The sequence below is a fragment of the Paenibacillus lacisediminis genome (genome assembly GCF_046567315.2).
This window is the reverse complement of the sequence record NZ_JBKIAX020000024.1, coordinates 45,316-58,348: the sequence shown is the minus strand read 5'-3', so window position 1 is coordinate 58,348 and position 13,033 is coordinate 45,316. Positions and strand designations below refer to the sequence as shown.

The window sequence follows — 13,033 nt, the reverse complement described above, 5'->3', positions numbered from 1 at the left end:
TTTTCCGATAGAGAAGGAGAACTTATGAAGATTAAAAATGAAGCGATGCTGATTACGTACGCAGACAGCCTCGGGACGAACTTGAAGGAATTGAATCAGGTGCTGGACAAGCATTTGCAAGGAGTCGTCGGCGGCGTTCACCTGTTGCCTTTCTATCCTTCTTCAGGCGACCGTGGATTTGCCCCCATGGATTACACCAAGGTCGATACGGCCTTCGGCGATTGGTCCGATGTCGAGCAGATGAGCCAAAAATATTACATGATGTATGATTTCATGATTAATCATATCTCCCGGCAATCACCGTATTTTCAGGACTTTCTGGAGAAAAAAGACGAGTCCGCCTACAAGGATCTGTTTATCCGCTACAACAATTTCTGGCCCGGCGGAGAACCTACCCCGGAGGACGTGGATTTGATCTACAAGCGCAAGCCGCGCGCGCCCTATGTCGAGGTGACCTTTAAGGACGGGAGCACGGAAAAGGTATGGTGCACCTTCGACGAGCAACAGATCGACCTGGATGTGACGACAGACACCACGAAAAAGTTCATCCGCGACAACCTGACGTTTCTGGCCCAAAAGGGCGCCTCCATCATCCGGCTTGACGCTTTTGCTTACGCCAACAAAAAAATCGGCACGAACTGCTTTTTCGTGGAGCCGGATATTTGGGACATGCTGCGATATTCCGAGGACATCATTTCTCCATCCGGCATTACGGTCCTCCCGGAAATTCACGAGCATTACAGCATTCAGCTGAAAATCGCCGAACAGGACTATTATGTATACGACTTTGCCCTGCCGATGCTGGTGCTGCATGCGTTGTACAGCGGTCAGGTCCACCGGCTCGTTCATTGGATGGGCATTTGCCCGCGCAAGCAGTTTACGACGCTGGACACTCATGACGGTATCGGGGTCGTCGACGTCAAAGACCTGCTGTCCGACGAGGAGTGCGAAATGACCCGGGAGAGCCTGTACAGCCAGGGCGCCAACGTCAAAAAGATTTACAGCACGGAGGCCTACAACAATCTCGATATTTACCAAATCAACTGCACTTATTACTCGGCGCTCGGCAACAATGACCAGAGCTACTTGTTGGCGCGGGCGATTCAATGCTTCGCCCCAGGCATCCCGCAAATCTACTACGTAGGCTTGCTTGCCGGCGAAAATGATATCGAGCTGCTGGAGAGCACCAAAGAAGGGCGGAACATTAACCGCCATTATTACACGCTGGAGGAAATCGAGCGCGAAGTGGAGCGCCCTGTCGTGAAGCAGCTGTTCCGGCTGCTGAAGTTCAGAAATACCTGCCCGGCGTTTGACGGAACCGTCGAAGCCGAGCAAGTGGACATTAACAATATGCGGATCGTTTGGAAAAACGGCGCCTCCGAGGCAAAGCTGGAAGCCAATCTGGCTACCAAAGAATTCAGCATCCGATACAAAAACACAGAAACGGACTGGACCACATTGATGTAGTTCACAAGCGAAAAAGTTACACTTAAGAAACGACGCCTGCCAGGGATAAAATTTCCCAACGACAGGCGTCTATTTTTTGTTGGTGCTAGGTTATGCGCCCCGCCCGGCTGAATTCAAGACTGCTTCTTCAGCTTCAACACTTGCTCTTCGGACAGCCCCGTAACTTTGGCCACCAGCGACGTTTCCATTCCCTCGCGAAGCATATTAAGCGCCGCCTTTTCCATGCCCACTGCTATGCCTTGTTTAATGCCTTTCTCCATGCCCTTTTCAATTCCTTGCTCAATTCCTTTCTCCAAACCTTCTTCCAAACCTTCCTTCAAGCCTTCCTCGTACCCCAAACGACTCCACACAGGCATCAGTTTCATAATAGACCCACCTTCCTCCGGGTATTGTTCTTTCAACTCTTCCAGCAACTGCTTGTCTTGCTCGGGATCGGCATTGAAATACTGATCCGCCACTGACATGATCAGGGACATTCGCGCATCATCCAGCTTTCCTTGTAGCCGAAAAATCATCCGTAAATACGCCAGGCGTATTTCTCGCTCTTCTCCCTTAGTATAGCCCATTTTTGCCAGCAGCGCAGCAGCCACCGGATTGCCGGAATCGATAAATTGCCGCCAAGGCTGCTTCCGCAGTTCCACCTTCATAAACTCAAACCACAGAATAGGCTGCTGCGGCGTACTCATCACCAGCGTATTTTTCTCCTCCCTAGCCTCGTCCGCTGTAAAAATGGCGATGGGAATAATCAGTTTATACTCCTTCCGATGCCGCTCAAACAAACGGCTGAAGTAGATGAACATTCGCTCGTGGAAGTCGTTCTCCCGGTAGGACTGCGGCTCGATGTGGATCAATACGTACGCATCCAGCTCCAAGTATCTCGTCTCCAGCAGCAGATCCAGCGTCCTTTTCTCCTCGCCAACAATATCCACAAGCAGCTCCTGCATCAAAAAACGGGTATGACGATGATCGAGTTGTTTGTCCAGCTCAGGAAAGAACAGTTCGATAAACTCCGCAAAAAAGGTTTGCAGCAGCTTCTTAAACGCTTCGTCATGCGGGGTAAACGGCTTGCCTTTCGGCCATTTCGCCTTCTCTTCTTTTACCGCTAGTTCATAAACACTCATGTTTAATCCCTTCCTCCCCCATAATATAGAAATTTCGCAACAAAAAAAGCACACCGCCATAACGCCCCTTAGGCGCCAGCAAGTGTGCTTCACTTTTTCGTTTATTTATATATAGACTATACATTGATCAGCATGAAAAGGCAATGTCATCGAAGTAAGCAGTAAACATCGTCTTTTTCCTAACGGACTGAGATGACGCTATTCTTAATTTCCCAGCCTATTTCCCAAGCTTACGGACCACAAGGACCTTATTCGATCCAAAACAAGCTGAAATGTTCTATTTTCCATGGAATAAGGTCGCCGGAGTCCGTTAAAGGTTAGAAATTTGCTTATTGGGCCAAATAAGAGCTCTGGTGTCCGTTACATTCAAAACCGGGCCGCTTTTCGGTCCATTTGTGGATCAGGCTTGGAAAAAGCGCCTTTTGACCCCGCCTCAGATTTACACGGACAAGGCTGCGTCGGCCAAAGCCAGCGCGCCGGCCAGCCCGGCATTGTCGCCGAGTCCCGGCGGAACGATATAATCGGCGATTCCCTCACGCAAGCTCGGGTGCTGAACGTACCCATTCAGCAAAGTCTGCAGCTTGTCCGCGATCAGCGGGAAGAGCTGGCTCTGCTTCATGACTCCGCCGCCCATAATGATCTTTTGCGGAGAAAGCACGAGAATATAGCTCATCAACGCCTGCGCCAAGTAATAGGCCTCCATTTCCCAAGCCGGATGGTCGGGAGGAAGATCCGCGCCGTTGCCGACTCCCCAACGTTTCACAAGCGCCGGGCCAGCCGCCAAGCCTTCCAGGCAGTCCCCATGGTAAGGACATGTGCCTTCATATTTGTCGTCCGGATGACGGCGTACGAGAATATGCCCCATTTCGGGATGGGACAAGCCGTGAATCAGCCCTCCGTTTAAAGCGGAGCCGGCCCCGATCCCCGTTCCGACCGTGATGTAAAGGCAATTATCCAGCCCTTGGGCCGCACCCCAGCGCAATTCGCCCAGCGCCGCCCCGTTTACGTCCGTGTCAAAGCCTACCTTGCAGTTCTTGGCCTTTTGAACGGCCCCGACGAGATCAAAGTTGCTCCAGTGCGGCTTCGGCGTTGTCGTGATATAACCATAGGTTGGGCTCCCTAGAATCGGATCGATCGGCCCAAACGAGCCGATGCCCATCGCCTCAATCTCCTTGTCCCGGAAATAATCGTGTACCTGGCCCATCGTCTCTTCCGGCGTCGTCGTCGGAAAGCTGACCCGGTCCAGAATCGTGCCGTCCTCATGGCCGATACCGCATACAAATTTGGTCCCACCGGCTTCAATAGCCCCCAGCAATTTCAATGATGCCAACCTCCATTTTCAGTCGCAGATAAGATATATCCAACGTTACCATTTCAGTATAACAAAAATTATATCATGATATTGGCCGCGTTAATAGAATATCCTATCCATCTCCTGTACCCAGCACCTCGGCGGTCCACCTGCCGATCAGGCGCTCGCGGTTTTTGCCGGCCCATTCAAGGTCGTATGGAATGGCATTCAGTTTCTCCAAGGGGATCGCTTCCTCGGGGGCAACGGCGTCGGGATTCGTCAACTGCTGGTAATTTCCGACCTGCTTGCCGAGTTCCTGAGCTTGCTTGGTTAGCGCCCAATCGACGAACTGCCGGGCCTCCTCCTGATTCGGTCCGCCCTTAATGATACCTACCGCCCCGATTTCATAGCCGGTTCCTTCGGTTGGAAAGCTAATGACAAGATTCTGAAACCCTTCTTTGTAATATTTGAGTGCATCATGAGCGAACATAACTGCCGTGCCTGACTCCCCCATGCCTACCGTTCGCCCCGGAACGCTCCCGGAGGTAGTATAAACGACATTTTGCCGATGCAGCCGGCGCAAATAGTCAAACGCCTGATCCTCGCCGAACAACTGCACAAGCGTAGCCATCGTCGTATAGGCCGTGCCCGATGAACGGGGGTCCGCCATCGAAATCATCCCCCGGTACTCCGGCTGCAGCAGATCATTCCACGATTGAGGGGCTTGCAGCCCTACCTCCTGCAGCCAGGTTTTGTTGGACACAAACGCGATCGAACCGACGTAAATTCCCGTCCAATATCCGCTCGGATCGCAATATTCGCGGGGGATCGGCGCGGCATTCTGCGAATGATACGGTTCCAGCAAGCCTTCGGTTTTCGCTTGAATAAACGTATCCGCCGGTCCGCCATACCAGACGCTCGCTTTAGGCGCGTTCCGCTCCCCCCGGATTCGCGCCAGGATCTCCCCGCTCGACATCCGCACATAATTCACTTTAATGCCGGTCTGCTTCTGGAACGTCTCGATCGCCTTGATGGCGTGATCCTCATACAGTCCCGCATACACCGTCAACGTTCCTCGACTCTCCCTGCCGCAAGCGGTCAAAAGCGGTGTTACCATAAGGGACAGCAGCAATATACCTAAGGTTATTCGTTTCATGCCGCCCCTCCCCCCCTTGCTTGATGTCATCCGAACGTGATGTTTGGGTTAAATCACATGAAGCGCATCTTCGGCAAACTGCAGCGATACGTTGGCTCCGACCGCGTAAACTTTCTCCTGGATCGGGTTATGCTCGGTAATTTGGAACAACTGGCCGGCAAACTGCACTTCGTATTCCTGTGTCTGCCCCATGAACACGCTCTTCCGCACGACGCCCCGGCGCTCCGATTCATTGGACAAGGACACGGCTTCCGGGCGGATTACAACGGTAACGCGGTCCCCCGCCTTAAAGCCGTCCCGGCGAACCCGCAGCAAACCTGCGTCCGTCTCCACCAGCAGCCGCCCTTCCTCCGTTCCTTTCACCGTCCCCTCCATAAAGTTGGCGGTTCCGATAAAATCCGCCACAAACTTCGTTTGGGGACGCTGGTAAATCTCCATCGGCGTACCGACCTGCTCGATTTTCCCTTTATTCATAACGATGACTTTATCGCTCATGCTCATCGCTTCGCTTTGATCATGCGTGACATAAACGGCCGTAATGCCGATATGCTGCTGAATCCGCCGGATCTCGTCCCGCATTACCAAACGCAGCTTGGCATCCAGGTTGGACAACGGCTCGTCAAACAGCAGTACGCCAGGTTCCATTACGAGCGCTCTGGCCAGGGCAACCCGTTGTTGCTGCCCGCCCGACAATTGGCTCGGCATCCGGTCCCGGTAATCCCGCAAATTCATTATATCCAATACGGATTCAACTTTCGAGCTAATCTCCGGCTTGGCCAGCTTTTTGATCCTGAGTCCGTAAGCGATATTGTCGAAGACGTTCAAATGCGGGAACAGGGCATAAGATTGGAACACCATCGTGCAATCTCTCCGATTTGGGGGAATCCCGTCGACCGCCTCATCCCCGAAATAAATATGCCCTTCGGTAATCTCCTCGAATCCGGCAATCATGCGAAGCGTCGTCGTTTTGCCGCAGCCTGAAGGGCCGAGCAGAGTGACGAACTCGCCCTCACCGATGTTCAGATCAACCCCGGTTACCGCGTACGACCGTTCGCCTTTGTCGTTCACGAAGGCCTTCGATATATTTTTAAGAGTGACAGATTTAGCCATAAACAATACCTCCTCAAGAATGGGCGCCTATTAAACGGACCGCTCTTTGCCGCCCATCCATTTCACCAGCAAGTTGATTAGCGCCAGAGCAATGATCATGATGAGAATCAGAATGGTACAGTAAGCGCTGGCCACGCCGATCCGGCCCGCCTCGACTTGCGCCAGAATCGACGCAGTAATGAGGTTATATTTGGCCGAAATAAGGAAAATGACGGCGCTCATCGCGGTCATGCTTTTGACAAAGCTGTTGACGAGGCCGCTGAAGAAAGCGGACTTGATCAGCGGCAGCACTACGCTGGTGAACACTTTACTTCCCCCCGCTCCCAGATTCGTTGCAGCCTCCTCGATGCTCGGGTCGATTTGCTGCAAGGCAGCGATCCCGGAACGAATGCCCACCGGCATGGAACGAACGACGAAAGCGGCCACGATAATCATTCCCGTTCCCGTCAGTGCCAACGGAGCTTTATTGAAGGCAAGAATATAGCCAATCCCAATGACCGTACCCGGTACGGCAATGGACAGCATGCTGATAACCTCCAGGGCCTTTTTACCGAAGAAACGTTTGCGGACAATCAGGAAGGCGAGGATCATCCCCAGCAGGCCGGCGATTGGAGTGGCGACGATGGCCAGCGTCAGCGTGTCCTTGATCGCCTTTTGCCCGATGGAGAATACATACTTGTAATGGTCCAAAGTCAGGCTGTTGTTGATCCCCCACAGCTTGATGAACGATCCGACCGGTACCAGAGCATAAAAAGCGATAACGGCCAGCGACATGATCATACAAAAAGCGAATAGCCCTTGTTTAACGGCCCCGGACTCAATCATTCGCCGCTGTCCTGTCGGCTTGCCCGTTACCGTGACATAGCTTTTTTTGCCCACCCAGAAGTTTTGCAAAATATACACGATAATCGTAACCGTAAGCAAGATCATCGCCAGAGCCGCGCCGGCTTGCAAATTGTAGCTCCCGACCGCCTGCAAATAGATTTCCCTGGCAACGGTAGAGTAGTTCCCTCCGATCGTCATCGGATTGCCAAAATCGGCCAGAGATTGGACAAACACCAGCAAAAAAGCGTTGGCTATCCCAGGAACCGAAAGCGGCAAAGTGACGCTAAGGAATGTTTTCAACCGGCTGGCCCCCATATTTTGGCTCGCTTCCTCCAAAGAAGGGCTGATCGAGCGAAGCAGACCCGACAGCGTCAGAAACGCGATTGGAAAAAACGATAGCGTTTGTACCAGCACCAGGCCATGCAGCCCGTAAATGTTGGCGTTTTCGAGGCCCAGCAAATTTTTGGTGATCAAGCCCTGTTTTCCGAGCAGCAGCATCGCCGATAACGCAATCACGAACGGTGGAGATATGACCGGTAAAATAGCAATTCCGTTAAACAGCTTCTTAAACGGCACCTTTACATAGGCGAACGTATAGGCGAATACATAGGCGATGGCTGTGGACAGCGTGGACGTCAATACGGCCAGGATCAGGGAGTTCACCAGGGATTGCAGCAATCCTCCCCCGGAGAGCACCCGCTGATAGCCTTGAATGCCAACCTCGCCGGCGGAGCCGACGAAGCTGGACTTTAAAATCTGGAATAACGGATAGACGATAAAAACGATTAAGCAGAGCATAACCAACACGATCAGAATCGGCAGGAGCGGCTCGCGCTTGAATCTCTTGAACATGGCGCTCATTCCAGCTCTCTCCTCACAGTTATTTTTTTACCTCGGCGCTCCATTTGTCGATCAAGCGCTGGCGTTCCTTTCCAGCTTCAACCACGTCATAATCAATCGTTCTGATATCGGACAGGTTCAAGGCTTGTTCCGGCCCTACCGCATCCGGGTTCGTCAGGTTTTGGAAGCTGCCCACCGTTTTGCCAAGCTCCTGTGCTCCCGGCGACAAGGCCCAATCGACGAATTTTTGCGCGAGCTCCTCGTTTTTCGTGTTTTTGATGATGCCGATTGAGCCTGTCTCATACCCCGTACCGTCTTGTGGGACCGTCAGCACAAGGTTGTCGAAGCCCTCTTCCTGGTATTTAACAATGTCATGCGCGAACAAAATACCTACGCCGGCTTCGCCCATGCCGACCATCCGGCCCGGAGCGGCGCCGCTTGTCGTATACTGCTGAATTTGCGGATGCAGGCTTTTGAGGTACTCAAAACCTTTCTCCTCGCTGCCCATCACTTTCAACACCGAATACATGGCTGTGTATGCCGTACCGGATGAAGCCGGGTCCGCCATGACGATTTCGCCCTTAAACGCCGGATTAAGCAGGTCCGCCCATTTCGTCGGGGCCTGTACGCCTTTTTTCTCCAGAAATTCCTTGTTGGAGGCGAAACCGACAGCGCCAACGTATACGCCGGTCCAGTAGCCTTCCGAATCTTTATACTTTGCGTCGATTTTCTCAGCAACCGGCGATTGATAAGGCTGCAGCAAGCCCTCGCTTGCCGCTTGCACGAACGTGTCGGCCGGCCCGCCATACCAAACATCCGCTTGCGGATTGTCTTTTTCAGCCCGAACCTTGGCGAGGATTTCTCCCGCCGACATCCGGATCATGCTGGCTTCGATGCCGGTGTCTTCCGTAAACTTCTTGATGGCGGCTACCGCATGGTCCTCCTGAAAACCAATATAAACCGTCAGCTTGCCTTGGGGCTTGTCCGAAGCTCCGTCACCCTTTCCCGCCGTATCCCCTGCAGCATTATTTCCGCCCGACGATCCGCAGCCCGTAAACAGCATGGCGGCCATCGTCAACGCGGCGACGGAACTGATCCATTTTTTCTTCTTCATTCTTGAAATCCCCCTTCGCTATTTATGAGTCAATTATATTGGCTGCGCTTACAACACTGTGAGTCCAAGTCTCTGCCACTTCTTTCGGCAAAAAAACGGACACGGCAAAAAAGCCCGATCCCCCTTCGAAGGAAGAATCGGGCTTTCTTTATACGATCGGAAGCTACCTCTTGAACCAGCCAAACAACTCATGAACCAGCACGCCGATTACCGAGAAATCGCTGTCGGCAAACGTCGCCCGCAGATAGCCGAGATTCGACAACAGCGGAATCAGAAACACCGGCAGGAGCGTAATCACAAACCCGTGGCATAGAGAGGATACGATCAATCCCTTGCGCCCTCCGATTCTATAGGCGATGACGCCAGCCGTCCCCCCGGAGAAGAAATGCGGAATAACCCCGGGAATAATGACCGTATACTGAACCTGCAGCAGAACGGCCATCGCCGCCAGTCCTCCGGCAAAGCTGAGCAGGAAGCCGATCATCGCGGAGAACGGCGAAAACTTGAACAACACCGGGCAATCCAGGGCGGGAACGGCTCCCGGCACAATCCGGTCGGCAATGCCTTTGAAAGCAGGGACGATTTCCGACAGCAGCATACGCACGCCCGCCAAGATGACATAACATCCCCCCGCGAACCAGGTCGCTTGAATCAGCGAAACCACCAGAATATGCCGGCCGGAGAACATCTCCGCGATCCCGCCGGAAGCAACGAACAACCCCGAGAAAAGGAATAACACGAATGTAAATACCGTAATCACGACCATATGATCCTGGAAAAAGGAGCGCAGCTTTTGCAGTCCCGGCGACTCCGGCGGCTCCTTCCCTTTTCTGAACCAGGAGGCGATAAACCCGCTTAGAACATAGCCGGCGCTGTTGAAATGCCCGAGCGCAAAATCATCGTTTCCCGTTACCCGCCGAACATAAGGCTGCGCGATCAGCGGGGCAAAAGACATGCACAAAGCCAGAACTACTCCCCCGCTAAGCGCCACCTGCCATAACGGGATGGACATCGACACCAAGACCCCCGCCAGCAAAGAAGCCATGAACAGCATATGATGTCCGGTCAAAAAAATGTATTTGACCGGTGTGAACCGGGCGATCATCAGGTGGACGATCATCCCGGCCAGCATAATGAGCGCGATTTCCTCGCCATAATTGATTTGCGCTAGCGCGGTAATCGTCTCGTTATGCGGAATAATACCGATAATTTGGAACCCTTTCTGAATGACCGCCGATAAATTGGAAAGGGAGGAGCCGGCGGCGTTGGCTCCGATTTGCAGCAATGTGTATCCGAGCATCGTTTTGATCGTGCCGTGAATGAGTCTTTGAAACGGCTGCTTCTGCAGCAGCAATCCGACAAGCGCGATTAATCCGAGCAGCAGGGCAGGTTCCCCAAGCAGCCCCTTGCTGATGATTTGCGTTGCATTCATGGGTAACCCCCGTCTTGTGGTAATTATCCGTTAGTTTGTTGCGCTATTCGAGCCAACTGCGGACCGTAAGGCTCTCCATGAGCCGGGCCTTTAAATATTGGCGGTCCGTAATGTCCTCCAGCCCAATCGTCTCCGCATTCCCGCCAATGTGCAGCGATTCCATATGGTAACTGGAGCCTATAATCAGATCGGCATCATCAAAGGCATCAACCGATGTAATGTCCGTATGCTCGATTTGGGCCTTTACTCCCCACTCCTTCATAAGCGCCTCCACATTCAGCCGGATCATCAGGCTCGTCCCCAAACCGCTGTTGCAAGCAACGATGATCTTTTTCATAAGCTCTCCTTCTCCCGCAGCTTTCGCCACACGCCTTCCGCATCCACGGTTTGCCGCAAATCGGCCATAAACGACTCATCGTTCATGACATCAAGCAGCGTTCCGAGCGCGGTCACATGCCGCTCCTTATCGATGGCCGCCAAAGTAATCACAAGCCAAACCGGCTGCGCGGACGGCCCGAACGCCAGCGCCTCGCGAAAGGTCAGCAAACTGAAGCCCGTTCTTGTCACGCACTCCGGCATGTACACGTGGGGAAAAGCCACCCCTGAACGTATAATAAAAGGATGCTTGTTGGAACGAATGATTTCGAGCAGCGCATCTCCGTATTTGGCGTCCGAAACGCCCCTTTCGATCAGCAGCCGGTTTCCCTCGCGAACAGCGTCCTCCCAAGGCACAGAAGCCAATCCAAGGCGGATGGAGACCGGCGGTAACAGTGAAGTAAGCGCAAAGTCCTCATTAGGCCCCTTGTCTGCCCCGCTTCCGCCTTGAAACAGATGGAGCAGTTCTTCCAGCAAGCGGTTCCGGTTATGGATATGGGCATTTCGCTCAACCGCTTGAAAAATATCGTTTACAGCTTGCACGGCCGCCGCGGCCGCCGCCGATTCACTCAAAGGAGAAACGCCCAGAAAGCCGGCAATTCGCTGCTGATCGTGCTGATCGAGCAGCGGCGATACTTTAACCCACGGCACCTGCAGCGGATGGCTGATCTCCATCGTGCTTATCATCGCGTCCGCTTCTCCTAGCGTGATGCTTCCGGATTCCTTATACGAATAAGTACCTACAATATCGACCTGGGGAAAAATAGCAGCCATCCGCCTCTTCAGCATCGCCGAAGTGCCGAGACCCGAACCGCATACAATCGCCACGCGCTTGCGCACGGGGGCCTTGGGAGGAATCAGCCCGCTCCCGATATGGAGCATAATATACCCGACCTCGTCCCGGTCGAAGACGACGGACCATGGTTCCATCACCTCGTTTACAACCCGCTCCAGCAAATCAAGCAGCGTGCCGTACTGCGCCTCCAATTGCGGCATCAGCGGATTTTTCGACTGCAGCCCAAACTTTGCGCGGTAAATGGCCGGCTTCAAATGAATGGCCAAGCCCTGGACAATCTGCCCGGCCATTTGCAGCGGACGTCCCATATCCCGCTCGATGCGGACCACCATTTGCTTCGCCAGCTCGGCGATCATCAACTCCTCGGCCGGCAGGCTTTGCTTCTGGGCACCGAGGATATGCTGGGTAATATAGCCGATTTCCGCTGCGGGCAGCTTTACCCCGAAATGCCGTTCAATCCGCGGCGCCGCTTCCGTCTTGACCAGTTCATACACCTCATGGCCTTGCAGTTCGGAAAGCGATTCGCGGTCCATCTCAATCGAATGCGTTTCTTTCAGCCGCTCCATCGCCATCAGCATATGAAGGATCAATGTGGAGTATCCGGCGTCCGTAAACTGAACGCCCATCTTCTCCTCCAGTTGCTGTATCGTATCGAACAGCATGGCCGCATCTCCGGCCTCGAACCATTCCTTCCACGGCGCCAATGGCAAATGCGGTTCTCCCAGCGCCCGCTGATCAAGGATATACCGAAGCAGCCGGTCGTCGGTAATTTCGGCGCGAAGCAAACTTAAATAGGCTCTTCGCTTCAGTTTCTCCGTCCCTTCGATGTAAAGCACTCCCCGGTCGCGGACCAAGGTTAGCTCCCAGCGCTCGAGCCGCTGCTTAATTTCGTTTAAGTCTTGTAAAAGCGTATTTTTGCTGATCCCGAATTCTTCCATGATCTCCTTGACGGACAGCTTCACGGCCTGCAGGAGCTGCTTGAGCAGCAAGCAGATTCGCTGTGTTGCGTCCATATAATCGGGCCGCTGCTCCATTTGCTCGGCAAGTTGCTCCGACTGGCCGTTCCCAAGCCGCAGCCGGACGCCGGCGGAGCGGTCGCGATCCAGATGCACCCCCCGCTCTCTGAGCCAATCCTCCAGCCGCAGCAAATCATTTCGCACCGTTCGCAAGGATATCCCGTGATCATCCGCCAATTTTTGCAGAGGAATATAGACGGCACCGTCGCTTTCCATCAATTGCTTAAGCATTCTCTGTTGTCTGCTTGATATCATAATGTCCCCCGGCGGTCTGCATTTTTGTATGCGCTATCATAAATTTATTATTGCATATTTACATAGCAAGAAATAGAGCATTCGTCGAAAAAAGTCGCCGAGCATCTTCTGTCAGCGAGGAAACCCTCAATGTACATGGATGCCGCGTAATCTGCCCTCTAACAGAACCCAAGATGAGAAAAACGCCTGTCGGCGTCCTTTAGTGGCTCTGACTTCTACTTTGAAGCGATTGGAG

General features: G+C 53.3%; 10 protein-coding genes. 1 reads left to right on the top strand and 9 read right to left on the bottom strand.

Translation table 11 applies throughout. The annotated features are described in order from the left end of the window. The first annotated feature begins 24 nt into the window (after nt 1–24). Nucleotides 25–1,467, top strand: coding sequence for a sucrose phosphorylase (gene gtfA / locus ACLD72_RS29370; protein WP_411003640.1), 1,443 nt, complete (start codon nt 25–27; stop codon nt 1,465–1,467). A gap of 113 nt (nt 1,468–1,580) precedes the next feature. On the opposite strand, the gene ACLD72_RS29365 is transcribed toward gtfA, so the two are convergent. The 9 genes from ACLD72_RS29365 to ACLD72_RS29325 form a co-directional block, all read right to left on the bottom strand. Further along, nucleotides 1,581–2,588: an Rpn family recombination-promoting nuclease/putative transposase gene (locus ACLD72_RS29365; protein WP_458476442.1), complete on the bottom strand. Its 1,008-nt coding sequence runs from the start codon at nt 2,586–2,588 to the stop codon at nt 1,581–1,583. A 439-nt stretch (nt 2,589–3,027) separates the two neighbouring features. Further along, nucleotides 3,028–3,909: an ROK family protein gene (locus ACLD72_RS29360; RefSeq protein ID WP_411003637.1), complete on the bottom strand. Its 882-nt coding sequence runs from the start codon at nt 3,907–3,909 to the stop codon at nt 3,028–3,030. 103 nt (nt 3,910–4,012) lie between these two features. After that, nucleotides 4,013–5,035, bottom strand: coding sequence for an ABC transporter substrate-binding protein (locus tag ACLD72_RS29355; RefSeq protein WP_411003636.1), 1,023 nt, complete (start codon nt 5,033–5,035; stop codon nt 4,013–4,015). A gap of 48 nt (nt 5,036–5,083) precedes the next feature. After that, complete coding sequence (locus ACLD72_RS29350) at nt 5,084–6,145, bottom strand: ABC transporter ATP-binding protein (protein WP_411003635.1); 1,062 nt, start codon at nt 6,143–6,145, stop codon at nt 5,084–5,086. Nucleotides 6,146–6,175: 30 nt separating this feature from the next. Beyond that, complete coding sequence (locus ACLD72_RS29345) at nt 6,176–7,831, bottom strand: ABC transporter permease (RefSeq protein ID WP_411003634.1); 1,656 nt, start codon at nt 7,829–7,831, stop codon at nt 6,176–6,178. 19 nt (nt 7,832–7,850) lie between these two features. Continuing rightward, on the bottom strand, nt 7,851–8,924 hold the full coding sequence (locus ACLD72_RS29340) for an ABC transporter substrate-binding protein (RefSeq protein WP_411003633.1): 1,074 nt from the start codon (nt 8,922–8,924) through the stop codon (nt 7,851–7,853). Between the two features lie 163 nt (nt 8,925–9,087). Beyond that, nucleotides 9,088–10,356, bottom strand: a complete 1,269-nt coding sequence (locus ACLD72_RS29335; RefSeq protein WP_411003632.1) for a PTS ascorbate transporter subunit IIC — start codon at nt 10,354–10,356, stop codon at nt 9,088–9,090. 43 nt (nt 10,357–10,399) lie between these two features. Continuing rightward, nucleotides 10,400–10,693 (bottom strand): PTS sugar transporter subunit IIB, encoded by a 294-nt coding sequence (locus tag ACLD72_RS29330; RefSeq protein WP_251591822.1) that lies wholly within the window; start codon nt 10,691–10,693, stop codon nt 10,400–10,402. Continuing rightward, nucleotides 10,690–12,774, bottom strand: coding sequence for a BglG family transcription antiterminator (locus ACLD72_RS29325; RefSeq protein WP_458476438.1), 2,085 nt, complete (start codon nt 12,772–12,774; stop codon nt 10,690–10,692). Before ACLD72_RS29325 ends, ACLD72_RS29330 begins: the two co-directional genes overlap by 4 nt. Between the last annotated feature and the right edge of the window lie 259 nt (nt 12,775–13,033).

What these genes read in the sequence shown, in the direction of transcription:
- gtfA (WP_411003640.1), top strand. Translation starts at nt 25, where the DNA reads ATGAAGATTAAAAATGAAGCGATGCTGATTACGTACGCAGACAGCCTC.
- ACLD72_RS29365 (WP_458476442.1), bottom strand. Translation starts at nt 2,588, where the DNA reads ATGAGTGTTTATGAACTAGCGGTAAAAGAAGAGAAGGCGAAATGGCCG.
- ACLD72_RS29355 (WP_411003636.1), bottom strand. Translation starts at nt 5,035, where the DNA reads ATGAAACGAATAACCTTAGGTATATTGCTGCTGTCCCTTATGGTAACA.
- ACLD72_RS29350 (WP_411003635.1), bottom strand. Translation starts at nt 6,145, where the DNA reads ATGGCTAAATCTGTCACTCTTAAAAATATATCGAAGGCCTTCGTGAAC.
- ACLD72_RS29345 (WP_411003634.1), bottom strand. Translation starts at nt 7,831, where the DNA reads ATGAGCGCCATGTTCAAGAGATTCAAGCGCGAGCCGCTCCTGCCGATT.
- ACLD72_RS29340 (WP_411003633.1), bottom strand. Translation starts at nt 8,924, where the DNA reads ATGAAGAAGAAAAAATGGATCAGTTCCGTCGCCGCGTTGACGATGGCC.
- ACLD72_RS29335 (WP_411003632.1), bottom strand. Translation starts at nt 10,356, where the DNA reads ATGAATGCAACGCAAATCATCAGCAAGGGGCTGCTTGGGGAACCTGCC.
- ACLD72_RS29330 (WP_251591822.1), bottom strand. Translation starts at nt 10,693, where the DNA reads ATGAAAAAGATCATCGTTGCTTGCAACAGCGGTTTGGGGACGAGCCTG.
- ACLD72_RS29325 (WP_458476438.1), bottom strand. Translation starts at nt 12,774, where the DNA reads ATGCTTAAGCAATTGATGGAAAGCGACGGTGCCGTCTATATTCCTCTG.